The sequence below is a fragment of the Olsenella uli genome (genome assembly GCF_901212675.1).
Lineage (GTDB): Bacteria > Actinomycetota > Coriobacteriia > Coriobacteriales > Atopobiaceae > Parolsenella > Parolsenella uli_B.
The window spans coordinates 13,285-36,397 of record NZ_CAAKOQ010000036.1; the positions used below are offsets into that span (position 1 = coordinate 13,285).

Sequence of the window (23,113 nt, forward strand, 5' to 3'; positions counted from 1 at the left end):
TCGTCATGCACGAGAGAGGACGAAAATGCCCTATATGGAACCATAGTCCGAATTACTTCGTTTCACGTCTGCATTGTGAAATATTCTTTCAATGTTCCGCTTTATTCCGCAGACGGCAATGCGCGAATCACCGAGCAGCGCGCCGTCCGTCCCCGCCGGCACCCAAGGAGGCGCCCCCGGCGACCGACGTCGGCCGCAGCGCCCCCTCGTCATACGAATCGGGAGATGCCGCACCGGCCTCCCTCCGCTCGGGCACACGCATGAGATGCAGCACCCCGTCCGGGCCGGATGGCATCGTTTGCGAAGATCCCTCGCCACGCCCCGCAGGCCGCACCCGCGTAGCTCCGCCCTCCCCCGCCTTCACTCGGACGCCTCCATCCTCACCCGTGACATCGGGTCGCGAGGCCTCGACGGCACCTCCGTGCCTCGCCCGCAATGCCTCGATTCCGGGAAGGGACATGAGGCGCGTGCCGGAAGCCCAGGCGCTCAGCATCACGAGCGGCTGGCGGCGCACGCGGCTCATAAGCGCGCGGACGACGAGCACCGCCGCCCACGCGAGCCACATGCCCCACACCACCGAGCGAAGCCGCCCGATGGCGATGCCGTCGATCGAGCCGCCCGGAAACAGCCTGAGCAGCCACGCCGGCACGAGGAAGAGACCCCACCACTGCATCGCCTGGCGCCCGAGGACCCGCCACCAGGGCACGTCCTCCCCGTCCACCGAGACCACGCGCATCTTGAGCACGCGCTGGCCCAGCGTGGCCCCGTGCCCCAGTACCGGCACCACGACGAAGACGAGCGTGACGGCCGCGGACAGGGTTGCGAGGCGCTCGGTCGCCCCCAGCAGGCTTCCCTCGGCAAACACGAGCGCACGCCTCGCCGCCACGTTCAGCGCGCCCATCAGCGCGAGGTCGAGCAACAGCGCCAGCGCGCGCCTCGTCACGGAGGGGTACGAGCGCCCGCGCTCGCGGGCCCGCGCGTTGACGTCGTCGATGTCGGGCAGCATCCGGCACACGGGCAGCGTCACCACGTAGCCGACCAGCGCGCCCGTGGTGTTGACGATGAGGTCGTTCACGTCGAAGAGCCGGTAGGGGTGCGCGTAGATGCCATAGAGCCCCGAGAGCTGCGTGAGCTCGAAGAACAGAGAGGTGAGAAAGCCCGCGAGCGTCGCCTGCCACCAGCGCGCGCCAAACAGGTAGTGGGCGTAGAAGCCCACGGGAAGCGTGAGCAGTACGTTGAAGAGCGTGAGGTAGACATCGCCCGACGAGAGGAACTCGAGCCAGGTGCCGGGCAACGTCGGCGAGAGGCCCACCTCGGCGGCCGCCTCGACGAACTGCCCCACGAACTCGAAGGGCACCAGGTTGGGCGTGGCGGCATAGGCCACGTAGGCCTCGCGGTTCGCCGGCAGCGGCAGGATCACCATGTAGTAGGCGCAGATCGCGTACAGCACGAGCGAGAAGACCACGAACGACTTCCACGCCGGGATGGAGCCGTAGCGCCGGTACTCGTAGACCATGTAGGGCACGAGCATGAGAAACGCCAACAGCGGGAACGTGACGAAGCCCGCAAGGGCTACGTGGGCGTACGACGACATGAGCCTCTCCCGAAAGCGCAGACCCCCACCCTACTGCACGGGCCAGATCGAGCCGACCCAGCTCACGAAGGCGGAGGTGGCGTCGGCCGCGCCCTCCTCGGCAAGCGTGCGCCCCTGCGCCCAGACGGGCGTGAGCGCCACGTCGGACACACCGTCATAGGCCTTGAGGGCAAGCGCGAGGTTGACCGTGGTGGTCAGAGGCGTGGCCGACTGCTCGAGGCCGAAGTTGATGCGCCAGTGGGGCGCCACGCTCGCCGTGCCAAAGCCGTCCGACGCGCCCGAGAGGAAGTACATCGGGTTGTACATGTTGCGCCGCGTGGCCATGTCCTTGTCGAGAGAGTCGGTCTTGGCGAGGTCGGACGCCCAGTCGCCGGGCAGCTTGGAGTCGTAGCCGCTGGCTTGGGAGTACGTGTCGGACTTGCTCGAGAGCAGGTCGGAGATGTCGGAGCTGAAGTGCAGCGAGTCCTGGTCGTCGTTGCCGAAGAGCTGGTTGGTGGCAGCCGAGCGCTCCGTGGTGTCGAAGGCGCACACGCCAAGCGACGGCGCGCGCAGGCAGCGCACGAAGCCGCCGAGGCCCGCGATGCGCACGCTGTTCTTGGTGTCGTTGTAGGTGAGCCAGTGCTCGGAGGCATTGAGCGCCGACACGTAGTCGCCGCGCGAGGCGTACGTGACCGCCGGGGCCGTCACCTTGCTGTTGGAGACGGCGTCAACGGCCGCGGCGGCGGCGTTGGCGGCGGCCGTGGCGGCCTCGGGGTCGGGCGTGGCCACGACCGTCGCGGCGGCGTCCGTGGAGGTCACGGCGGCAAGCGTCGCGTCGTCGGTCACGGCGTCTGCGGCGACGGGCGCCGCCGTGGGCTGCGCGATGCTCGTCACGGCGGCGGGCGGCGTGGCGCTCACCTCGAGCCTATCGGCGCCGGAGCCCGGGAAGTCGCCGGCCGTCATGTCCACCCTCGCGAACGTGTGGGGAAACGCCGTCTCAGAGAGGAACTTGGCGGCGCTGCCCTCCACGAGCGAGATGAGGTGCTCGTAGTACGAGCCGCCCGCGTAGATGCCGCCGTCCGTCTCGTCCACGGCAAGCTGGTTGCCCCCGTCGTCGTGCAGCGTGAGGTCGTTGACCTGTGACGCAAAGGACGCGGCGAGGTCGTTGGAGAGCAGGCGCGTCCAGGTGCCCTCGGCGCGCGTCGAGTCGCTGCCGAACTGGCCGAGCTCCCACTCGTAGGCCACGTCGGCATGGGCGGGCGCGGGCTCGGGGCTCCAGCAGGCCACCGCCGCCACGTCGTCGCCGAGGCCGGCGCCGTCGGCGTCGTGCGTGGCGGCGCCAATCTTGGCGAGGTAGGGGTCGTAGAGCGAGCTCGAGCCCGTGGCACCCAAGAGCGTGGCGAGCAGGCCGCCCGCCGCCTCGCCGAAGGTGACGATGCGCGTGGTGTCGCCCGGCAGGGCGCCCGCGTTGTAGCGCAGGTAGCGCACGGCCGCCTTGAGGTCGGTCACGGCCCAGGGGGCGCCGCCCGGGAAGAAGCCGTCGCCTGCGGCCGTGCTCTCGTAGCCGTTGGCACGGCCGCGGCAGCCCGCATAGACGTAGACGAGACCGGCGGCGAGGTAGGGCTCGAGGCCGTCATAGACATAGCCCGTCGGCGCCGGCTGCGCGGTGTAGCCGGCGGCGTTGACCGGCATGACGATGGGGGCGTTTGCGCAGGTGAAGGCACCCGCAGTGCCGTTCGGGACCAGCTCGCACTCAAAGGTCTTGGAGGACTCGGCCTCGGAGAGGTCGACCTTGTCGTCGGTGGGCTTGAGGTAGGCGCCCGGCACGTAGATGCCCAGCTTTTCGTAGGTGGTGGCCTGCGGCTTGGTGCAGTACGAGACGCCCACCTGCCACCACACGGCGTGGTCGGCGTCGTAGTGCCAGGCCTTCATGTCGAGCGCGAGGTCCTTGAACTCGCCCTTGTCGACCTTGCCGGAGTCGTCCGTGGTGGCCGCCGCGTCCTTGGAGGGCTGCCGGCCCCCGCACGCGGCGAGGGTCGCCGCGCCGGCGGCGGAGGTGAGGGCGGCTAGGAACTGCCTGCGTGTGACGGCCATGCGTATCTCCTCGGTATAGGTGCTGGCACGCGTGACGGCGAGGGCTCCCGTCGCCCAAGGTGCGCGGTGCGAGCGTGCGGAAGCGTCGGGACCCGTCAGGCGTGCCACGGACCGATTCTGTCTGATCGACCATTTTCCCCCGTGACGGCGCGGATGCCTAGTCCGAGCCCAGGAAGGACACGAAACGCGCAGCTGCCCGGGGCGCACCGCGACCGTCGGCTGGCGTGGCTGGCCTGGCGACGCGGACGGTCGGGCGACGCCCCGTCCGCGCGACATAGCCGGCTTGGCGACGTAGCCGGGCTGACGGCGCGTCTGGCCTCGCGACGTCCCGCTCACGCCGAACGTGAAACCGCCAACGTTATTCCGCCAGATTTGGAAAAATCGTTGGCACCTTCACGTTCGTGTGGGAAGGGGCCTCGGCTACCGACGGGACGCTCACGGGGACTCCGGCTGCCGGCGGGACTTCGCGCGCCGAACCAGGAGCGCGAGCATGACGACTCGGCGCACGAGCGCGACCGCGAGAAGGGCGGCGCACGCCACGAGCACAGCCGAGACGTCAGGCACGAAGGTCACGAGGTCTCGCCAGGGAACGCCCCATGCGGCGGGCCTGCTCGCCGCAAGGCCAAGCAGCACGGGCCACGGCGCCAGCCGCGCGACCACGCCGAGGCGCCCCTGCCAGCCAAGCCTGCGCCAGCCACACTCGCCCACGCCAATGCGCCGCAGGTAGCGACGCCAGCGACCCACCCAGAGCGCGCCCGTCGCACACGCGACCACCGCAACCGCGTACACCACGTCGTCGCCCGCGTGCGCATCGACATACCACGAGCCGTCCACCGGGTCCGGCGTGTCGCCGGCCACGGCCTGCACCACTCCGTCGGCCAGCTCGAAGAAGAGCGTGCTTCCCGCAATCTCGTCGCTCGCGTCCGTGAGCACCACCACGCCGAGGCCACGATCGGGCAGCAGCACCATGCGCGCGCAGTAGCCCTCCACCGAGCCGTCGTGCGAGAGCACGAGCTCGTCGTTGTCCCAGCTAAACGAGGTCCACCCCATGCCGTAGTAGGTGTCGCCACCCGGGTCGGGCACGCGCGAGAGAAACATCTCGTCCACGGAGGTGGCGTCGAGCACCCGCTCGGCCCCGTCGGTTCCCGGCACGGCACCCTTTGCCAGGTACATCTCGAGGTAGCGCTCGAGGTCGCCCAGGCTCGAGGCCACGTAACCGGAGGGCGCCGAACCCCACGCGTCCGGGCCCTCCGCGTGCCTGAAGCCGTCCGCCGCGAAGGCGCCGAACCAGTTACGGTGCCCCGGCACGAGCGCCTGCAAGACCGGCGTGCCGTCTGACAGGATGTCGTCCATATCGCCCGAGCTGCGGCCCATGCCGAGCGGCTCCAGCACATGCTCTTGCAGATAGCTCGCGTACGGCTCGCCGCTCACGTCCTCGACGATGCGCCCAAGCAGGTCGTAGTTGGCGTTTGCGTACGAGAAGCTGCCCGCCGTCTCGCCCGGCTCGGTGCGCGCGAGCGCCTGCGCCTCGGAGTCGTGGTAGCCAAGGCCACTCGTCTGGTTGAGCAGGTCGCGCACGGTGACGCTGTCCGGGAGGCTGCCCGGGTCGCTCAGGCAGGCGGCCGCCGGCGCGTCGAGGCTCACGCAGCCCTCCTCGACGAGCTGCATGACGCACACGGCCGTGAACGACTTGCTGAGCGAGCCGATGAGCACGGGCGAGCTCGCGTCGGGGATGTCGCCCAGCGTGCGCTCGTAGACGGTGCCGGACGTGTCGACCACGGCCACGGCCACGCCGGGCAGGCGCGTCTGGGAGAAGGAACCGTCGAGGTAGGCGTCGAGCCGCGCGTCAAGTGCCTGGTCGGAGGGGGTGACGGAGGGGTCGACGTCCTCGAGGCCCGCCTGGTCGAAGCCGTCGGCGGACTGGTCGGCGGCGTCTGGGGAGGCGTTCGCGCCGTCTGCCGGGGCACCGTCCTGGTTGGCGGGATTGGCGTCCGTGGCCTCAGGCGTCGCGTTCCTCTCGAGCTCGACGGCGCCCTGGTCGAGCGGGCCCAGCAGGGCGGCGGCCACGGCAAGCACGAGCACGACGGCAAGCGCCGCCACCAGGGCACGCCCGTCTCCCCTGCGCCACGCCCCTCGCCATCGTCTGTCTCTCGCCACGCTATCGCCCCCGCGCACACTGTACCCCTGTCACGTTTCCTTCCGGATGATTTGTCACATCGCACGCAAAGTGACAAATCACCCGGAAGGAAGCGCGATGGCGAGGAGGTGAACGGCGCGGTCCGCCGTGCGCCAGTCCGCCGTGCGCCAGTCCGCCGCGCGTCACCGTTCGCCGCTCGCCAAAAAAGTTATCCAAATCGTACTCAACATATTGACCCCGACCGCCCTCGTCGGTACGGTATCCGTAAGTTATCCTAGTCTAACAACCACGTCGAGCCCTGACACGGGGAGGCCGGCCATGACGCTGGACATCGAGAGCCTCGAGCGCGCCATCGTGCGCCACTGCTCGCCCACGCTTGCCGGCATGAAGCCTGGCTGCCTCTTCAACGTGCCCGGTGCTTTCGCCGCCGACACGAACGAGGAGCCCGCCGCCCAGCTTGCGGCCTGGCGCGCGGCACAGGAGCTCTCGGCCGCGCTCGACGCCCTGGTCGCCCACGTCTCCCGAGCGCTCGGGCCCAGCGGCGTCACGGTGCGCGTCATCGCCCGTCGCGCCTGCGGGGCACTCGTCTACGTCTACCGCCCCGACCAGCTCGCTCGCGCCCTCAGCGACCGCCGCGCGTGCGAGCGCCTTGGCGAGTGGGGCTACCAGACGCGTGGCCTCGGATGGCCCTCCCTGGCACTCGACCAGCTGGGCGCCCGCCTCGAGCGCTGCCACCGGCGCGACTCCGAGGCTGGGTTTCCCCACGAGGTGGGCTTCTTCCTTGGTTACCCCTACGAGGACGTCATGGGCTTCATCGAGCACAAGGGGCGCGACTTCCTCTGCTGCGGCTGCTGGAAGGTCTACGCCGAGCAGGACCGCGCAAAGGCGTGCTTCGAGCGCTATCGCCGCTGCACGCAGGCCTACGAGGCGCTGCTCGAGATGGGCGCGAGCATCTCTGACCTCGCGCTCGTGAGGATCGGGGCGGCGGCCTAGCGACTTCCCCAGCATGGCGCCTGGCCTCGCACGGGGCGCGGGCACATTCACACGGAACCATACCCGACAGGCGGGTTGGCAATAGAAAGGACGAAAGATGAGCAAGCTGGCAGTTGTGTTCTGGAGCGGCACGGGCAACACCGAGACCATGGCCGACGCCGTCGTCGAGGGCGCCGAGGGCGCTGGCGCCGAGGTCGAGAAGATCGCCGCCGCCGACTTCTCCGCCGACGACGCCGACAACTACGACACCCTCGCCTTCGGCTGCCCTGCCATGGGCGACGAGTCGCTCGAGGAGGACGAGTTCGAGCCGATGTTCGAGAGCGTCGAGGGCAAGCTCTCCGGCAAGAAGGTCGGCCTGTTCGGTTCCTACGACTGGGGAACCGGCGACTGGATGGAGACCTGGAAGGGGCGCACCGAGGGTGACGGCGCCGAGGTCGTTGACACGGTCATCGCCAACCTCGAGCCGGACGACGACGCGCTCGTGTCCTGCAAGGGTCTGGGCGCCGCTCTGGCGTAGCGCTTTGGCGTAGATTGCAAGTCGCCCCCTCGGGCTCATAGTGGTGTCCGCTCAGACAGCTTTTGTCGCACAAAGCGCGACAAAAGAGCTCGCGTCCACCACTATGAGGTCGAGGGGAGCGTTTCGTTATTGCAGGGGCACGGCGCGGAGGCTGGGCGCTGGGCTTCTGTGGGGAGTTGGGGCCTTTTCGGAGTTCCTTGGCGTCGTTCTCGCTTGCTTGCCCCTTTGGCTTCGTCTTGCCCCCGGCACTTGTCGCTTCCTCTCGTTAGTCTCCTTTGCCCCCCCGGTTTCGTCGTTGCCTCGACCTCACGATGCTATTTTCGCTCGTCCTTTGTGAGCGAGAAGGCCTCCCGTTCCCCGAGCCTCTTCCTCTCCCCTTGCTTTTCTCCATTGCCTCAACCTTCCGGGGCTTCTCTCCCTCGCCCGTCTGGGCAAAGAGTTTACTTTGTCTGACCTTTAAACCCACTTGGTTTTTGGTATTATGGCAGCCAAGAAATGATACCTGCGAGGCCCCATATGGGGCGTCCCGTGAGAGAGGATCTGCCATGAGCAAGATTGCGGTCGTCTACTTCTCCAACACCGGCAACACGGAGGCCATCGCCGAGCTCGTCGCCGAGGGCGCGCGCGCCAAGGGTGCCGACGTCGACGTCTTCTCCACGGAGGACTTCGACGTGAGCACCGCCGAGAACTACGACGCCTTTGCGCTCGGCTGCCCGGCCTGCGGCTCCGAGGAGCTCGACGACTCCGAGTTCGAGCCGCTGCTTGACGAGCTCGAGCCCAAGATCGCCGGCAAGAACGTCGTGCTGTTTGGCTCCTATGGCCACGGCGGCGGCGAGTACCAGAACGACTGGCAGGAGCGCGAGGAGAACGCGGGCCTCAAGGTCCTTGGCAAGGTCGCCGTCCTCGACGCGCCCGAGGAGGACGCCGACATCGAGGCTGCCAAGGAGCTTGGCGCCAAGCTGGCCTAAGGCCGTCTCGGACGCTTGTGCACGTTGGCTATCAGCCGCGGCATCTTCGGATGCCGCGGCAATTTATGGCTGGGATCCGGCGGCCCTGTTGCCATCCGCCTCGCAAGCCTTCCTTGCTTCGCAAAGGACGCTTCTGAAAAGGGTATTTGCCGCAATACCATTTTCAGGAGCGTCCTTTGCGGAGATGCGGGGGCTGGGGAACGGAACGCGTGGCCCATCTGGGTCACGCCCGCCTCCCCTTTCACAAGCAGTCCCGTGACGGCGACTCTATCGCACCCTAGACTCGTGCGCGAGTATTGCAGTTCTAGCCAGCGGCCTCATATACACCATATCCTCTGGCGGCAGTTACCTGGGCTTTCTCTCGGCTGGTGGGGCCACTACTCTTGCGTCCGACTAAGAACTGCAATAGTCGCGCACTACTCGCCAAGCGGGGGCCGAATCGGCCAACACCTGCCCTGCAAACTTGGCCATTGCCCCGTGTGGTACCTCCAAACCGCAGGAGGCACGCCCGCTCTCGTGCGATAAGCCCCGGATAAGCACGCGGATGACGTTTTGGCCGAGCTAGGCTGCCAGATTCCACGCAGCATGCACCTCATACCAAGAACCAACTGCATGCACTGTTCCCGATTCAAACCAAACGTTAGCCATACCTTACTTTTTGACTGCATCCTCGTATCATGTGTGGCATGGACAAGAGGAGGGGCGGCACCATGGATGAACGAGCAATCTGGCAGGACACTCCCACGCCGGCGGGAGACGAGGCCTGGGAGCTGGCGCGTCGGCTCGTGCAGATCGACAGCTCGGACCCGGGAGCCTACGAGGCGGAAGTCGAGTGCCTCATCAAGGCGTGGCTCCGGGAGCGCATCGCCTCCCTGCCGCCCGAGCTCGCGGCGAAGGTCCGCATCGACGAGCTCGAGGCCCTGCCCGGCCGCACCGAGCTCATGCTCACGATTCCCGCCCGGACCGCGCCCGGCGAGGTCGGCACGGCGGCGGCAACTGCGCCGCTTCCCCGCCTCGTCTACATCTGCCACATGGATACGGTGACCCTGGGCGACGGCTGGGACCCCGACATCGCGCCGCTCTCCGGCCTTATTCGCGACGACCGCCTCTACGGGCGCGGGTCCTGCGACATGAAGAGCGGCCTCGCGAGCGCCATGGTCGCCTGCGCGCATACGCTGGGGCGCATTGCCGAGACGGGCGAGCTTCCCCGCCGCGCCTTCTCGCTCATCTGCACCGTGGACGAGGAGGACTTCATGCGCGGCGTCGAGGCGGCCATCAAGGCCGGATGGGTGGGCGCCACGGACTGGGTGCTCGACACCGAGCCCACCGACGCACAGATCCAGGTTGCCCACAAGGGCCGCACCTGGTTCGAGCTCACGATGCAGGGCGTCACGGCCCACGCGAGCCAGCCGTGGAAGGGGGCCGACGCCATCGCCGCCATGGCCGAGGCGATCTGCCGCATCCGCGCCGCCATCGAGGCGCAGCCGGAACACGCCGAGCTTGGCCGCTCGACCGTGACGTTTGGCCAGATAGAGGGCGGCTACCGCCCCTACGTGGTGCCCGACCGCTCCAAGGTGTGGATCGACATGCGGCTGGTGCCGCCCTGCGACACGCACGCGGCCACGCGCATCGTCGAGCAGGCCATCGCCGAGGCGGAGGCAGCCGTCCCGGGCACGCACGGCAGCTACGTCATCACCGGCGACCGTCCCGCCATCGAGCGCGACCCCGCGTCTCCCCTGCTTGCCGCCCTGCTCGGGGCGACGGCAGACGTGCTGGGCGAGCCCGCTGAGGTGGGCATCTTCACCGGCTACACCGACACGGCCGTCATCGCGGGCAAGACCGGCAACCGCAACTGCATGAGCTACGGACCCGGCTCGCTGGCCCAGGCCCACAAGCCCAACGAGTTCGTCTCGCACGCCGACATCCGCCGCGCCCAAGCCGTGTTGACGCAGCTCGCAGGCAACTGCCTCTGGTAGGGACGAAACGAACGGGACCCAGATGGCAAGCCCCAAGACCGCGAGGAATCGAGCCGAGGGGCCGAGAGCCGGGACGGATCGGCAAGCAGTGTCCGCCAGCCAAAAAAGAGGGCCCCGGCACCCAGCCCAGTCGTCTCCCACGGAGACGACCCAGGCAAGGAGCCAGGACCCTCGCTCGAACAGTGGCTGGTGCCAGCCGCTACATCTCGTACGGACGGGAGTCGCGCAGCGAGAAGAGCACCGTGCTCGAGTTGTGCAGCAGGCTCGAGAACTGCGGCGTGATGACGCCTGCAATCCCCAGCGCCAGAAGCGATGAGTTGAACACCATGATCTTGGTGAACGTCCCGTTCATGCGCCGCATCAGCTCGCACGAGAGCCGACGCAGCCCCACGAGGGCCGCCATGTCGCTCTGGGTGAGCGTGATGTCGGCGACCTCCTTGGCGATGGCCGTGCCGTTGCCCATGGCCACGCCCACGTTGGCCGCGGAGAGGGACGGCGAATCGTTCACGCCGTCGCCCACCATGACCACACGATGGCCCTCGGCACGCATCTTCTCGATGTAGGCGTGCTTGTTCTCGGGCAGCAGGTTGGCCTGGAACTCGGTGATGCCGGCGGCCTTGGCGACGCGCGCCGCGGCCACCTCGTTGTCGCCCGTGAGCATGACGAGGTGCTTGATGCCAAGCGCCTTGAGCTCGGCCATGGCCTCGGGAACGTCCTGCTTGATGGGGTCGGCGATGGCCAGTACGCCCACAAGCTCGCCGTTCACGGCCAGGTAGAGCGACGACAGCCCCTCGGTCTCCTCGGCGATCTGCGCGGCTTGCTCGTCGGTGACCTCGACGTGCTCGTCCTCGACCACGAAGTGGCGCGAGCCGATCACGACGCGCTCGCCGTCGAGCGAGCTCGCGATGCCGTGGGCGACGACGTACTCCACCTCGGCGTGGCGCTCGTGGTGCTTGAGGTTCTTCTCCTCCGCGGCGCGCACCACGGCGCGGGCCACGGGGTGCGGGAAGTGCTCCTCGAGGCAGGCGGAGAAGCGCAGCACCTGGTCGCGGCGCCAGCCATTGAACGCCATGACGCTCGAGAGGCTCGGCGTGGCCTCCGTGAGGGTACCGGTCTTGTCGAAGACGATGGTGTCGGCGGCGGCGATCTCCTCGAAGTGGCGCGAGCCCTTGACCGTGAAGCCGGCCTTGGCGCTCTGGCTCATCGCGGAGAGCACGGCGATGGAGCCCGTGAGCTTGAGGGCGCACGAGTAGTCGACCATGAGCGCGGCGCTGGTCTTGACGAGGCTCCGCGTGGTGAGTGCCACGACGCCCGCAAGCAGGAAGTTCCACGGCACGATGGCGTCGGCCAGGTGCTCGCGGCGGCTCTCGGTCTCGCTCTTGAGGTCCTCGGACTGCTCGACCATGGAGACGATGGAGCGCAGCTTGGTGCCGCTTGCGCCGTGCTTGACGCGCACGAAGACCTCGCCGTCCTCCACCGCGGTGCCGGCGTAGACCGAGTCACCCACGGTGCGCTCGACGGCCAGCGGCTCGCCGGTGAGGTTGGCCTGGTTGACCATGGCCAGGCCACGCTCGACCGTGCCGTCCACGCAGACGGGCATGCCGGTGCGGATGACCACGAGATCGCCCTCGGCCAGCTCGCTCGCCGGGACGGAGACCTCCTTGTCGCCCTCGATGCGCTTGGCGTGCTCGGGCATGGCAAGCAGCGAGTAGATGAGCTCGTGCTGGGAGCGGGCCTTGGTGTAGTCCTCGAGCGCCTCACCGATGTTGAGGAGGAACATCGTGCTCGCGGCGGTGGCGAAGTCGGCCTTGACGAACGAGATGCCCACGGCGGCGGCGTCGAGCACCGGCACGCTGAGGTGACCGGAGAGCAGCGCCTTGAGGCCAGCCCAGAGGAACTTGCGGTACGCCCACACGGTCCAGGCGATGCGGAGCGGCTCGGGCAGGAACCAGCGGCGCATGTAGTGGAAGCCCACGAGCTCGGCAATCTGCATGAGTAGGTCCCCGGTGCGCGGGGCGTAGACGCCGGCGCAGTCGCGGCGCGCGTCGTCGATCGCGACGGCATCGAGCATGCCCACCCAGGCAAGCGCGCTGGCTCGCGCGGCATCCATCGCGGCGTGCGCAACGTCTGCCGGCGCGGAGGCGGAGCCGTCCGTGAGCGCGGGCGTCACCGAGGTGGCGACGGGCGCGTAGCAGACGGCAACCGAGCCGATGCGCGGGTAGACCGTGGCGGCCGTGACCTCGGGGCACTTCTCGAGCGCCATGCGCAGTGGCTCCACGTCCGCGGGCGGCACGTGGCCCGCCAGCCGGATGCGGAGGCGCCCGGGTATCTCGCTAACGAGTGTGTACTGCATGATGTATGGCTACTCGGCCTTCTCGCCGGACTCGTCGGACTTGGCGTTGAGGTAGCTGGCCTCGTTCACGATGTCGTCGACCTGGGCCTTGGCCTGCTCGACGACCTCGTCGTAGGACTGCTTGACGCGCATGCCGCAGGCGACGGCCTGGACATAGCCCTTCTTGGCCGTCTCGGAGGTGAGGGCGGCGACACCCACGGTGCCGAGCAGGAAACCGCCGGCGACGAGCAGGCCGTTCTGAGTGGACTTCTTCATGATGGTGCCTTTCTCCTTGTCCGGCGGAAGAGCCGCCGGAAATCTCCTGTCCCGGGCGATTCCGGGACTCGCTTGGTCCGGATGGCCCGACGCAGCCGTTGGGAGGCACGGCGTCTGCCACGAGACAACCCTGCCATCCTAAGCGGACAAAAAATGCGTTGGCCCTCCTCGACGCGCCTACAAGTTTACCCCGGCATACCGCGGTGCTTTCGTGCTACGGACGCGTTGAACAACCGTCAATATACGCGTCATTGAACGAACGTCAATTGTTAGCCACCGGTTATATGAAGGTCATGAGGATGTCAGGTGGGGCGAACTTGGCAGGACGGGGCGCTCTGGCGTCGCATGGTAGTTGGGCATGGCGGTGTACCTCGCATTATGCGTCTCGGCATCTGCCGGGTCCTGACATGGCCGGTGCCTCTCCGCAGGGCATCCCTCTCGCCTGGATCCTGATGGCCTCACCCCTCCGCATGGACTCCCCGTCATCAGGTCGCCCCCCAACTGTGCCTCTCCGCAAAATCTCCTCGTCATCAGGCTGACGCCATCCCTCCCCTACCGTTCACCCCTCGCAATCGACCGCTCACCGAATTATGTTTCATGAACGCCAAGGCTATGGGAATAGCATTCATCGTTTGGAGCCACCCGGTAAGGGACCGGGCGGCGCGGACGCATGGCGGCACGCGACGGGGCCCGCGCAAAGGGTCGGGCCCATCCGGAAAACGCCCAAACGGCACGGAGCCCCGGGCAACGCAGGGTCACGTGAAGGCCCCGCAGCCCGGGAACACGCGTGTGCGCGGGCAATCGCGGCAGCCGTCCGCATCCCCATAAGAAGGAGAGGAACATGGCAGTCAACCGCATCGTACTCAACACCATCTCCTACCATGGCGCGGGCGCCATCAAGGAGATTCCCGGCGAGCTTCAGCGTCGCGGCCTCAAGAAGGTCTTCGTGGCCTCCGACCCCGACCTCGTGAAGTTCGGCGTCACCACCAAGGTCACCGACCTGCTCACCGAGGCCGGGATCGACTGGAGCCTCTACTCCGAGATCAAGCCCAACCCCACCATCCAGAACGTGACCGACGGCGTCCAGGCCTTCAAGGACGCCCAGGCCGACTCGATCGTCGCCATCGGCGGCGGCTCCTCGATGGACACCGCCAAGGCCATCGGCGTCATCATCGAGAACCCCGAGTTCGCCGACGTGCGCTCGCTCGAGGGCGTGGCCGACACCAAGAAGCACGCCGTCTTCACCATCGCCGTGCCCACCACCGCTGGCACCGCGGCCGAGGTCACCATCAACTACGTGATCACCGACCCGGAGAAGGTCCGCAAGTTCGTGTGCGTCGACACCAACGACGCGCCCGAGGTCGCCGTCATCGACCCGGACATGATGGCCAGCATGCCCGCGGGCCTCACCGCCGCCACCGGCATGGACGCGCTCACGCACGCCATCGAGGGCTATACCACAAAGGCCGCGTGGGAGCTCACCGACATGTTCCACCTCGAGGCCATCCACCTCATCAGCAAGAACCTGCGCGAGAGCGTGGCCGAGGCCAAGGAGCGCAAGGGCGGCAAGGGTCGCGAGGGCATGGCGCTTGCCCAGTACATCGCCGGCATGGGCTTCTCCAACGTGGGCCTCGGCATCGACCACGCCATGGCGCACACGCTGTCCGCGCACTATGACACCCCGCACGGCGTGGCCTGCGCGATGCTCCTGCCCATCGCGATGGAGTTCAACAAGCCCGTCGTGGCCGGCCGTCTTGCCGACGTCGCCCGCGCCATGGGTGTCGACACCAACGGCATGACCACGGAGGAGGCCGCCGACGCCGCCATCGAGGCCGTCAAGCAGCTCTCCGAGGACGTGAACATCCCCAAGACCTGCGATGCCATCACCGAGGACGACCTGGACCAGATCACCAAGGACGCCATGGCCGACGCCTGCTTCCCGGGCAACCCCCGCGATGCCGACTTCGACGATGTCAAGGCGCTGTTCCGTAAGATCATGAAGTAGCGCGTGGCTTGTAGCTGCCTGCGCTGACGTTGTTGGCGGCCGCCCGCCATAACCCTCCGCTCGAGGTCACTTTGCTTTGCAAAGTCCCTTGGCCGCTCGCTTCGGGTTATGGTGGGCGGCCTTTTTGGGGCCGCGCTGTGACGAGGCGATGCTCTTTTGGAAAGGGCGCCGCCTGCGGTGGGGCACCGCGGGGTTAGGGTGCCCTGACCTTCTTTTTTTAAAAAAGGGAGGCGCTCCTTGTTGTGGGGCGCCTCCCTTTGTGGGTTCTTCTCGTTAGGTTCTGTTAGTCGAGGTAGTAGTGGCCGAGGGCGTCGGCGGCTAGGATGGCGTCGGCGACCATCTCGGACGTGACGTCGAAAGGCATGTTGCCCATGGTGTCGCCCGGCGCGCAGGCGGTCTCGGCCACGAGGAGGGCGCGATCGCGAGTGAGGCTCTCCACGCCCAGCTCGCCCAAGGTGACCGGCAGGCCCACCTCGATGCAGAAGCCCAGGACCTCCTCGAGCTGCTCGGTGGGGGCGTCGGCGAGCACGAGCTGGGCGAGGGTGCCAAAGGCGACCTTCTCGCCATGGAAGTAGGGGTGGCACTCGGGCAGCCTCGTGAGGCCGTTGTGGATGGCGTGCGCCGCGGCGAGGCCGCTCGACTCGAAACCGATGCCCGAGAGCAGCGTGTTTGCCTCGATGATGTGCTCGACCGCCGGCGTGAGCGTGCCGGCCTCGAGGGCTACCTTGGCCTTGACGCCGTCTGCCATGAGCGTGTCGTAGCAGAGCTTCGCAAGCGAGAGCGCCGCGAGACCGCCCTTGCCGCCCGCGCAGGTGGAGCCGTCGGAGTCGTGCGTGGCCTTGGCCTCGAAGTAGGTCGCGAGGGCGTCGCCCATGCCCGAGACCGTAAGGCGCACAGGACTTGCGGCGATGACGCACGTGTCCATGACGACCGCGTTGGGGTTCGCCGGCAGGAAGAGGTAGCGGTCGAACTCGCCCTCGTCGGTGTAGAGGACCGAGAGCGCGCTGCACGGGGCGTCGGACGAGGCGATGGTGGGGCAGATGACGACGGGCGCGCCGAGCTGGTAGGCGCAGGCCTTGGCGGTGTCAAGCGTCTTGCCGCCGCCGACGCCAATCACCACGTCGCAGCCCGCATCGCGTGCGATGGCCTCGAGACGGTCGACCTCGCCCTGCGAGCACTCGCCGTTGAAGTCGACGTCGAGCGGGGCTAGCGAGCCTGCGGCCAGCCCATCGTCGACAAGCGCACCCACGCGCTCGCGGCCAGAGCGCGTGTTGAGCACGAGCGGACGAGAACCGAGCGGCGCGACATAGTCTGCCAGGCGGCCGAGCTCGCCCGGTCCCTGGACGTACTTGCTGGGGCTGTTGAAGATCTTGGTCATGGTTGGCTCCTCTCCCAAAGTCAGACAGGCACGAGTCTAACGAGACCGTCAAGCAGCACTTCGTTGCTTTCGGCGAACGTTTGGATTGGCTTGGGGAGCGGAGGGAGGGGTGGCGCCCGGTAAGAGGCTTGGGGCTCGCAGCTCCCTGGATAGCCTTGCCCTTGGCTTGCCCGCGCCTTGACGAGGGGCCCACGCCTTGTCGCGAGAGGGTTGGGTGTCGTGACGCAGAGCCCGGGAAACTCGGCAGAAGGTGTCGGGCGTTGCAATGGCTGCGCCCGTCCGGGAGAGTTCCCGATCATCCCAACGGCAGATGACCTTATGCAATTAAAAAGGCCGGAGGCACATAGCCCCCGACCTGCGGTTTCAATGGTGGCTGGGAAGGGAATCGAACCCCTGACACGGGGATTTTCAGTCCCCTGCTCTACCAACTGAGCTACCCAGCCAGTGCCTGTCTCAAGCAAGCTCGTTAACTATAGCAAATGTCAGGGGTCGGTCAAGCAACTATTTTTGCTTTCTTTGGAAGGGGGCGACGACTCATCGCGTGGGGCAGGGGCGGATGGTGACGCCGGACCCCCTTATCTCGAGCGTATCCCCCACCCACATGCGCCGCCCGTCCACCAGCATCCTGCCGTTCAACAGGGCCGGGTTGGTCGCCCCCAGGTCCTGGACGATGATTCCGCCGTCACAGGGCACGAGGCGAACGTGGCGCCGAGACACCGACCTCGAGAGAAGGGCGAGGTCGTTGTCCGCGTCCCTGCCGATGGTGAGGCCGCTCGACGGCACGGCGCAGGTGAGCGCAAGGCCGGCGGCGTACACCCTCACGCGCGCGACACCCTCCGACGTCCCGATGGCACAGAGTCGAGAGGTGACCGAGGGCTCCTCGTACCCCGCGACCCCATCGGATACCTCCCGCCCCGCAACCTCCAAAGCGGACTCCCCCGTGCCATGGTCTCCGCAGGCGGAGCCGCCACATCCGGCACCCCCACAATCTGCCGGCACGGCACTGTCTCCCTCGTCTGGGTGCAAACCGGCAGTATCCCGAGGCGGCTCCCCATCCCACAGCTCGTCGAGAGAGCCCCAGAGTTCGTCGGGAGGCTCCCCGTCGCACCAGGGACCCGGCCATTCCCCCGACGAGGCCTTCGAATTGGCCGCGCCCTCCGTCGAGCTGCCGCTCGACGCGCTGACGCCGGCCGCCGGTGCATGCCCGCCACCGTTCACGGCCTCGCCGCCCCGCCCCTGCGGAGCGTGTTTGGAGAAGTCATACAGGCACCCGTAGCACACGTCCATGTCCGCAAAGAGCTGCGCCCCACAACGGGGGCAGGTCTTGAGGCCATCCCCCTCCACAAAGACGCGGCCCCGGCTGTCCATGTCCCTCTCGGCCATCTCGTGGCCTCCCCTCTCATCGGCAATCACGCGTCGGTCACATATCCGGCGAGGCCGCGACGTCCCTCAGGACAATCTGGTCTCCGGGGCCGGGCCATAGCCCAGCCGAGCTCGGTCTCTCGAGGACGTGCCGGGCCCCGCGCGCCCACACCACGCGCCCGGGCGGCAGCGCCCTCCACGAGGCGAGGACACGACCGGCCTCGTCCGCCATCGAGACGTCGATGGCATAGCGCATGCCAAACGTGTGGACCGACGAGCAACCCAGCAGAAGGACCGGCACGGCCCCCGCGCCATGGCGCCAGGTCCCAAGCAGGCCGCGGGCGCGCTCCCACCACCTTCTGAGGACGCGAACGCTCATGCTCCCCCACTCCCTGCGCACGCCATCGACAAGCGCGAGCCTGGCCTGCCGCGCACTCGCGAGGCCCTCGCCAAGGCCCCTTGCGCCACGACACTCGCAGGGGTTCCCCCCACACCTCACGCAACCCGCGCCATGCATTGCTTCCTCCCATCCGGGCCCACGCACGCCCCTCGCGACAGGTTCTCGCCAACGAGTCCCAGCCGTCCAACCCACGCACTCGCAACCCAGCCGTCGGCCCAAGACGCGCCCAACATGCCTGCGCATCGCCACGGGCAACTCGCCGCCACAGCGGGCCCCTACGTGACCACGCCCGCCCGATACCGGTCGACGACCACCGGCCGCTCGTGCGAGAGGAGTGCGGGCGCCTGATAGCCCACCCCGGCAATCGACACCGTCGCAGGCCAGGGGCGATAGCGCATCGTGCACTCATACCTGACGGTCCCAGCGGCAAGGTCGAGCATCGAGCCGGAACCGGAGCCGGACTCGGACGCATCCACGACCCTCACCTCGATCTCGCACGCGTCCGTCCCCATGCCCCGTCTGATTGCCTCGGCGACCTCCTCCACGCCGGCAAGTCCCTCGGGAGACCCCGAGGGCGACGCGCCGTGGGCGAGCACCGCGTCGGGTGCCACGCGGTCGAACCTGGCACACAACTCCGAGAAGCTCATCAGGTTCACCACCGCAAGCGCCACGGCAACGATGACCGGCACGAGAAGGGCGAGCTCGACGGCCATCTGGCCCGAGCGCTCCCGCAGGGGTGCGAGCGGGGAATGGCTCCCCCTCGTAGGCCCCGCACCCGGCCCCCTCATGCCGCCATCGCCCCCAGCAGGTCACCCACGTCGAGGGTGAGGGGAATGGTGACGTCGGTGCCCGGAATCGGCAGCTCGGCGACGGTGAAACGCCCATCCCCCAGCTCGTTTGCCACCTGCTGCCCCAAGGCCCGCGCGAGGTCTGCCGGGCTTCCCGAGGACGGGAGCCTCTCGACAAGCTCGCGAACCGTCGCGACGTCGCCCGCGCCTGCCTTGTCAAAGACGTTCTGCGAGTTGGTGAGCACCGGCTTGCGAAGCCTCAGGTCGGCGGGCTCGAAGCCGGCCGCGCGCACGATCTGCGAGATCTTGTTCCTGAGCCAGGCCGCGGCCGACCCTCCCGGGATTCCCTCCAGCCCGGACAGAAGGCCGTCGACCGCCGAGGAGAGCCCGTCCGCGGCAGAGCCATAGCCCTGCAGCAGGCTTCCCCACAACCGTCCGACCGACCCCAGCATGCCGGCCCCACCTCCTCCCATGTCCTTGGACAGCGCCTCGAACAGCCTCGTGAGCACGTCGTTTCCCGCCGCGTTCTCGTCTGGGGCAAGCGTGGCGGCAGACACGGCGGCACCCGCCGGCAGTTCCGCCGAGTCCACGAACGCGCGGGCGAGCGACGCGGGTGACATGGTGGCGCCGCCCCTGCCCACGACGGCCACGCATCCCCAGGCACCCGGAGGGCACAGCTGCGGCCTGGGGACGGCCAGCATGTCGAGCGCCCTCTGGAACGCGTCCGACCCCTGCTCGGCAAGGTCCCGGATCTTGCCCTCCTCCTCGGCCAGGCGCTCCTTTGCCGCTTCGTAGCCCCTCGATGCCCTCACGAGCCTTCGCCAGTGGTGCTCGAAGCCGTTGTCGATGCTCGTCGAGGCGGCCGCGACCTTGCCCATGTCCGTCGCGTCCATGTCGCACTCCGGGCATATCTTGGCCGAGCCCGCCTCGAGGTCCCTCAGGGATGCCGTTCCGGAGGACGGCCCAACGGCACCCGGGCATTGCGCACTCGAGTGCAGGGTCCGCCCGCCCTCCTCGTCCGTGCATGGCCAACGCGAGTCCGTGTAGAGCCTGGTGGCGCGCATCTCGTTCGTGTTGGCAGGAAGCTCCGGTAGGTCGATGTCGACCGTGCCGTCCGCCCGCTCGACGTAGTGACCTGCCCGCACCTCGGCAAGGGCATAGTCGTAGAAGGCCCTGCGGGCCGCGGAGTCCGTAAGCTCGGGGCCGCTTGTGCCCGTTGGCGCCTCGGTTGCGGCACGGCGCGCATAGTAGGCCCGCGCCCGTCTGAGGCCCGCCCCGAAGCTCCAGGTCTCCGGGCTGGCATAGTGGGGGTTCTGCGCAGAGGGAAGGCTCGCGAGGGCGTCGGCGCGCTCGCGCATGTTGCGAGGCTCGTCCCCGCAGTCTGCCAGCCATCCCTCCCGCCTAGCGGCGTCGGCATCCTCCTTGGCCTGCTTGGCGCGCCCCGACGCCTCGCTCATCGGCCCCGAGAGGTCGACGAGCTCGTCGGCGTCCACCTCGTCGTCCAGACCCGAGAAGTCCGTCTGGGACTCGTGCGGGAAGGGCACCGCGCAGCCAACGTAGTCGATGCCACCCTGGCCGCTTGCCCCCGCGACCGCGGCCGATCGCACCGCAATGGCCAGGGGCAGCGTCTTCTCGACCGCCCTGAGGCCGCGCGCCGATGACGTGGCGAAGCGCTGACGGGCATCGAGGACCTTCCGTCCCGCCTCGACCGTCCCGGCGCCCACGGCCCCAAGGCCCGGGACGGCCGAGGCGACAAGGCCGGCCCCAAGCGTCACCAGGCCCGCCATGCCCATCGTGAGCACGCAGGCGTCGAGCGTGGTCGCGACCGTTGCGTAGGAGGCCACGACGTTGGCGCCCGCAAGCGCCGTGGCGTCGGCGACCGTCTGCACGTCCGCAGACCTGTTCTGGACCCAGGCGGAGGTGGCCAGCGAGCACGCAAGCGAGAGGCTCACGAGCAGCGCCAGGGCGACCGCGACCGAGGTGTAGCCTCCCTGGTCGTCGACGAACGTGCCAATCCCCAGCTCAAAGACCCCATTGCGGGGCCGCTTACCCCCACATCGAGACCCAGTCTCCATAGCTGCCCTCCAACCACGCGGGACGCGCGCCGCCTTGCGCCCGTGCCCTGAGAATCACCTCTTCGCCGTGGGACTCCCCAAACGCCGAGGCGAGGACCCCCAGGAGCGGGAGTGGCCTCAGGCTCCCCGCGACCTCCACGCTCACCTCCCCCGACGAGGCGTCTCCTGAGAACGTCACCTCCCAGCCGGCCTCCCCGCCCACGTGGAAGGTCGGCGTGTCGGGAACGGCCAAGAGCCTGCGCAACACGAAGGCCCTGACCGCTTCGTCGCCTGCCGTGCCGCCCGCCTCGCGCATGGCAAGTACGCGCGTGCCCTCGGCCGCCGCCTGGCCCATGACGGTTCGCACGTAGAGCATGATGGCGGGCTGCAGCAAGAGGGCAAGCAGCAGCATCACGACGGGCACGAGGACGGCGGCCTCCGTCGTGGCCTGGCCCCGAGCCTCGCGGGCCAGGCCGCAAAGCCAACCGTCAGCGCCACGCGCGCATCCGCCGGGAATGCCAGGCGTACGCCCATCGGTGACCCTGCACGCGTGCCTGCCTCCACCACGCTTAGAAGAGGACGATGTCCCGCATGCCGCCAATCGCCCCCTCGCCCACCACCACGTGCGATGCGGCCCTTGCCGCGAGGCGCTGCAGGCCTCCCTCCGCCGCCATGGCCCAGAAGGCCCCCAGGGCAACCACCATCGCGAGGAAGGCTCCCAGGACGATTGCGTACTCCACGCTCGACTGTCCAAGCCGCTCCCGCGCAAGTGACGCCACTCGCTCAGCCATCGTCTTGTGAGGCGCCATAGACCCGCTCCCATTCCCCCACCTCCATCCGCATCTTCGTGACCGCACTCTCGCCCTCCGATCTCCAGGCCACAAGGCAGACCTCGACCCAGTCGCCACCCGTGACGACGCAGCCCCAACCCTTGCCCTGGAGGTCAAGCCACCCCGCATGGGCCAGGGAGGCGTCGCCCCGCTGCCGATACCGCTCCAGGACCTCTCCCGCCGACTCGGGCACACCGAGGGACACGACGGCCTCCTCCCTGCTCACGGGAAGCCCCGAGAGCTCGGCCGGGATGCTCGCCTCCAGGTCCTCGGTCCCAAATCCATCGTCAAAGAGGCCGTCCAGGCCCGCGATGGCCTCCTCGAGCTTGCTCTTCGCACTGGCCTCGTCGGTCTCGCCCGCCGTCTTGGCGTCAGGCGTCGCCTCGCCCGCAGGCTCCCGGCCTTCCTCCGCAGGCGATCCCTCGGTGGCCTGACCCTGGCTCTTTGCTCCTCCCGCGACCGAGTCGCCAGCCACGGGAGGGGCATCGGGCATGCCTCGGACGAGGCACACGGCCACAACGAGAAGGGTCACCGCAAACAGACCGGAGAGCCATCGCCCTCCCCTCCTCCCGAGAGGCCCCAGCATGGCCATCACCCCCTAGAGTGAGTTCATGCCGTCCTTGATGGCATCCCAGAGCTTCTGGAGGTTGTCGCGAAACGCCACGACCGCGACTATGGCCATGAGCACCAAGATTCCCACGAGAATCGCGTACTCGGTCGTTCCCTGGCCGCTCTGCTCGAGCGCCACCCTCCTCGTCGCGCCTCGGACGTCCCAAAGGCACCTCGTCAGCCTTGCCTTCGAGCGCACGACCAACCCTGCCATACGAACCCCTCCCTCCTGACGGCACGAGCCGTCACACAGCCACGGCCGCCGACAGAAGCGGCCCCAGAATCGCCAGCAGCATCGCCGGCACGACGAGCGTGCCCAGGGGCACCAGCATGCGAACGGGAACCTCCTCGATGCGCTCCTCCACCCGCATGCGCTGCTCCTCGCGCAGGGTCCCTGCCTGGCGCTCGAGCGTCGCCGCAAGCGGCGCCCCAAACGCGAGCGCCTCGCGGACCGCCGCGCAAAAGCGCTCGAGCGAGGGAGAGCCCACCTGCCGCGCCATGCCCTCCAGGGCATCAGCCCTGCCCTCGATGCCCATCTTCCAAAGGCCGAGGGCCGAGCGAACCTCCCGCGCAAGCACCCCGTCCCTGCGGGCGCAGTACTGCTCGAGCGTCGAGTCGAACGAGAGGCCAGCCGCCAGCCCAAGCGCGAGGATGTCCAGGAACTCGGGCATCTGCCGCTCGCAGGCATCCCTCCTACCGGCCGCACCGCCGCGCGCACGCATCCTCCTCACGGCTCCAAGCGAGCGGAGACGCCTTCGAAGCGATACCAATGAGTCGCAGGTGGGCCCACTCGTTCCCACCCGCACACCTCGCCCGTCCCC

General features: G+C 68.4%; 20 protein-coding genes and 1 tRNA gene. 5 read left to right on the plus strand and 16 right to left on the minus strand.

Features of this window, described 5'->3' with window-relative positions; translation table 11 throughout:
- Nucleotides 1-127: 127 nt before the first annotated feature.
- From EFAMC1_RS04660 to EFAMC1_RS04670, 3 genes are all read right to left on the minus strand, one after another.
- The gene (locus tag EFAMC1_RS04660) at nucleotides 128-1,594 is read right to left on the minus strand and encodes a VanZ family protein (protein ID WP_154053153.1); all 1,467 of its coding nucleotides are present in this window, start codon (nucleotides 1,592-1,594) and stop codon (nucleotides 128-130) included.
- 30 nt (nucleotides 1,595-1,624) lie between these two features.
- A complete protein-coding gene (locus EFAMC1_RS04665) occupies nucleotides 1,625-3,667 on the minus strand; it encodes a subtype A tannase (protein WP_187324564.1) in 2,043 nt (680 codons plus the stop codon).
- 435 nt (nucleotides 3,668-4,102) lie between these two features.
- Nucleotides 4,103-5,824, minus strand: coding sequence for a serine hydrolase domain-containing protein (locus tag EFAMC1_RS04670; protein WP_154053155.1), 1,722 nt, complete (start codon nucleotides 5,822-5,824; stop codon nucleotides 4,103-4,105).
- A gap of 298 nt (nucleotides 5,825-6,122) precedes the next feature.
- Here EFAMC1_RS04670 and EFAMC1_RS04675 point away from each other — a divergent pair, with 298 nt between their 5' ends.
- The 4 genes from EFAMC1_RS04675 to EFAMC1_RS04690 all read left to right on the plus strand — a co-directional run bounded on the left by EFAMC1_RS04675 (nucleotide 6,123) and on the right by EFAMC1_RS04690 (nucleotide 10,258).
- Nucleotides 6,123-6,797: a DUF3793 family protein gene (locus tag EFAMC1_RS04675; RefSeq protein ID WP_154053156.1), complete on the plus strand. Its 675-nt coding sequence runs from the start codon at nucleotides 6,123-6,125 to the stop codon at nucleotides 6,795-6,797.
- A 97-nt stretch (nucleotides 6,798-6,894) separates the two neighbouring features.
- Nucleotides 6,895-7,314: a flavodoxin gene (locus EFAMC1_RS04680; RefSeq protein ID WP_154053157.1), complete on the plus strand. Its 420-nt coding sequence runs from the start codon at nucleotides 6,895-6,897 to the stop codon at nucleotides 7,312-7,314.
- A gap of 545 nt (nucleotides 7,315-7,859) precedes the next feature.
- The gene (locus EFAMC1_RS04685) at nucleotides 7,860-8,282 is read left to right on the plus strand and encodes a flavodoxin (RefSeq protein WP_154053158.1); all 423 of its coding nucleotides are present in this window, start codon (nucleotides 7,860-7,862) and stop codon (nucleotides 8,280-8,282) included.
- A gap of 710 nt (nucleotides 8,283-8,992) precedes the next feature.
- Entirely contained in the window at nucleotides 8,993-10,258 is a 1,266-nt protein-coding gene (locus tag EFAMC1_RS04690) for a M20 family metallopeptidase (RefSeq protein WP_222838647.1), read from the plus strand.
- A gap of 199 nt (nucleotides 10,259-10,457) precedes the next feature.
- Here the strand turns inward: EFAMC1_RS04690 and EFAMC1_RS04695 are convergent, their stop codons facing one another.
- Entirely contained in the window at nucleotides 10,458-12,611 is a 2,154-nt protein-coding gene (locus tag EFAMC1_RS04695; RefSeq protein ID WP_154053160.1) for a heavy metal translocating P-type ATPase, read from the minus strand.
- Between the two features lie 9 nt (nucleotides 12,612-12,620).
- Nucleotides 12,621-12,866, minus strand: coding sequence for a DUF6110 family protein (locus EFAMC1_RS04700; RefSeq protein ID WP_154053161.1), 246 nt, complete (start codon nucleotides 12,864-12,866; stop codon nucleotides 12,621-12,623).
- Nucleotides 12,867-13,707: 841 nt separating this feature from the next.
- Here EFAMC1_RS04700 and fucO point away from each other — a divergent pair.
- On the plus strand, nucleotides 13,708-14,871 hold the full coding sequence (gene fucO / locus EFAMC1_RS04705) for a lactaldehyde reductase (protein ID WP_154053162.1): 1,164 nt from the start codon (nucleotides 13,708-13,710) through the stop codon (nucleotides 14,869-14,871).
- A gap of 283 nt (nucleotides 14,872-15,154) precedes the next feature.
- Here fucO and EFAMC1_RS04710 read toward each other — a convergent pair whose 3' ends face one another.
- The 11 genes from EFAMC1_RS04710 to EFAMC1_RS04755 all read right to left on the minus strand — a co-directional run bounded on the left by EFAMC1_RS04710 (nucleotide 15,155) and on the right by EFAMC1_RS04755 (nucleotide 23,014).
- Nucleotides 15,155-16,249 carry a glycerol dehydrogenase gene (locus EFAMC1_RS04710; RefSeq protein ID WP_154053163.1) on the minus strand — a complete coding sequence of 365 codons (1,095 nt, stop codon included), beginning with the start codon at nucleotides 16,247-16,249 and terminating at the stop codon, nucleotides 15,155-15,157.
- A 367-nt stretch (nucleotides 16,250-16,616) separates the two neighbouring features.
- Nucleotides 16,617-16,692 (minus strand) — tRNA-Phe (locus EFAMC1_RS04715).
- Nucleotides 16,693-16,783: 91 nt separating this feature from the next.
- Nucleotides 16,784-17,071 carry an FHA domain-containing protein gene (locus tag EFAMC1_RS04720; protein WP_187324565.1) on the minus strand — a complete coding sequence of 96 codons (288 nt, stop codon included), beginning with the start codon at nucleotides 17,069-17,071 and terminating at the stop codon, nucleotides 16,784-16,786.
- Between the two features lie 598 nt (nucleotides 17,072-17,669).
- A complete protein-coding gene (locus tag EFAMC1_RS04725; RefSeq protein WP_154053165.1) occupies nucleotides 17,670-17,990 on the minus strand; it encodes a DUF192 domain-containing protein in 321 nt (106 codons plus the stop codon).
- 296 nt (nucleotides 17,991-18,286) lie between these two features.
- Nucleotides 18,287-18,724, minus strand: a complete 438-nt coding sequence (locus tag EFAMC1_RS04730; protein ID WP_154053166.1) for a hypothetical protein — start codon at nucleotides 18,722-18,724, stop codon at nucleotides 18,287-18,289.
- Between the two features lie 71 nt (nucleotides 18,725-18,795).
- On the minus strand, nucleotides 18,796-20,874 hold the full coding sequence (locus tag EFAMC1_RS04735) for a hypothetical protein (RefSeq protein ID WP_261981771.1): 2,079 nt from the start codon (nucleotides 20,872-20,874) through the stop codon (nucleotides 18,796-18,798).
- Nucleotides 20,846-21,370: a TadE/TadG family type IV pilus assembly protein gene (locus tag EFAMC1_RS11195; protein WP_315984868.1), complete on the minus strand. Its 525-nt coding sequence runs from the start codon at nucleotides 21,368-21,370 to the stop codon at nucleotides 20,846-20,848. Before EFAMC1_RS11195 ends, EFAMC1_RS04735 begins: the two co-directional genes overlap by 29 nt.
- A 52-nt stretch (nucleotides 21,371-21,422) precedes the next feature.
- The gene (locus EFAMC1_RS11200; RefSeq protein WP_261981772.1) at nucleotides 21,423-21,593 is read right to left on the minus strand and encodes a hypothetical protein; all 171 of its coding nucleotides are present in this window, start codon (nucleotides 21,591-21,593) and stop codon (nucleotides 21,423-21,425) included.
- A gap of 43 nt (nucleotides 21,594-21,636) precedes the next feature.
- A complete protein-coding gene (locus EFAMC1_RS04745; protein ID WP_154053168.1) occupies nucleotides 21,637-22,269 on the minus strand; it encodes a hypothetical protein in 633 nt (210 codons plus the stop codon).
- A 12-nt stretch (nucleotides 22,270-22,281) separates the two neighbouring features.
- The gene (locus EFAMC1_RS04750) at nucleotides 22,282-22,506 is read right to left on the minus strand and encodes a hypothetical protein (protein WP_261981773.1); all 225 of its coding nucleotides are present in this window, start codon (nucleotides 22,504-22,506) and stop codon (nucleotides 22,282-22,284) included.
- Nucleotides 22,507-22,537: 31 nt separating this feature from the next.
- Entirely contained in the window at nucleotides 22,538-23,014 is a 477-nt protein-coding gene (locus EFAMC1_RS04755; RefSeq protein ID WP_261981778.1) for a type II secretion system F family protein, read from the minus strand.
- Between the last annotated feature and the right edge of the window lie 99 nt (nucleotides 23,015-23,113).

Excerpts from the sequence above, each read along its gene's own strand:
- EFAMC1_RS04660 (WP_154053153.1), bottom strand. The coding sequence starts at position 1,594 with ATGTCGTCGTACGCCCACGTAGCCCTTGCGGGCTTCGTCACGTTCCCG.
- EFAMC1_RS04665 (WP_187324564.1), bottom strand. The coding sequence starts at position 3,667 with ATGGCCGTCACACGCAGGCAGTTCCTAGCCGCCCTCACCTCCGCCGCC.
- EFAMC1_RS04675 (WP_154053156.1), top strand. The coding sequence starts at position 6,123 with ATGACGCTGGACATCGAGAGCCTCGAGCGCGCCATCGTGCGCCACTGC.
- EFAMC1_RS04680 (WP_154053157.1), top strand. The coding sequence starts at position 6,895 with ATGAGCAAGCTGGCAGTTGTGTTCTGGAGCGGCACGGGCAACACCGAG.
- EFAMC1_RS04685 (WP_154053158.1), top strand. The coding sequence starts at position 7,860 with ATGAGCAAGATTGCGGTCGTCTACTTCTCCAACACCGGCAACACGGAG.
- EFAMC1_RS04690 (WP_222838647.1), top strand. The coding sequence starts at position 8,993 with ATGGATGAACGAGCAATCTGGCAGGACACTCCCACGCCGGCGGGAGAC.
- EFAMC1_RS04695 (WP_154053160.1), bottom strand. The coding sequence starts at position 12,611 with ATGCAGTACACACTCGTTAGCGAGATACCCGGGCGCCTCCGCATCCGG.
- EFAMC1_RS04700 (WP_154053161.1), bottom strand. The coding sequence starts at position 12,866 with ATGAAGAAGTCCACTCAGAACGGCCTGCTCGTCGCCGGCGGTTTCCTG.
- fucO (WP_154053162.1), top strand. The coding sequence starts at position 13,708 with ATGGCAGTCAACCGCATCGTACTCAACACCATCTCCTACCATGGCGCG.
- EFAMC1_RS04710 (WP_154053163.1), bottom strand. The coding sequence starts at position 16,249 with ATGACCAAGATCTTCAACAGCCCCAGCAAGTACGTCCAGGGACCGGGC.
- EFAMC1_RS04725 (WP_154053165.1), bottom strand. The coding sequence starts at position 17,990 with ATGAGCGTTCGCGTCCTCAGAAGGTGGTGGGAGCGCGCCCGCGGCCTG.
- EFAMC1_RS04730 (WP_154053166.1), bottom strand. The coding sequence starts at position 18,724 with ATGGCCGTCGAGCTCGCCCTTCTCGTGCCGGTCATCGTTGCCGTGGCG.
- EFAMC1_RS04735 (WP_261981771.1), bottom strand. The coding sequence starts at position 20,874 with ATGGAGACTGGGTCTCGATGTGGGGGTAAGCGGCCCCGCAATGGGGTC.
- EFAMC1_RS04745 (WP_154053168.1), bottom strand. The coding sequence starts at position 22,269 with ATGCTGGGGCCTCTCGGGAGGAGGGGAGGGCGATGGCTCTCCGGTCTG.
- EFAMC1_RS04750 (WP_261981773.1), bottom strand. The coding sequence starts at position 22,506 with ATGGCAGGGTTGGTCGTGCGCTCGAAGGCAAGGCTGACGAGGTGCCTT.
- EFAMC1_RS04755 (WP_261981778.1), bottom strand. The coding sequence starts at position 23,014 with ATGCGTGCGCGCGGCGGTGCGGCCGGTAGGAGGGATGCCTGCGAGCGG.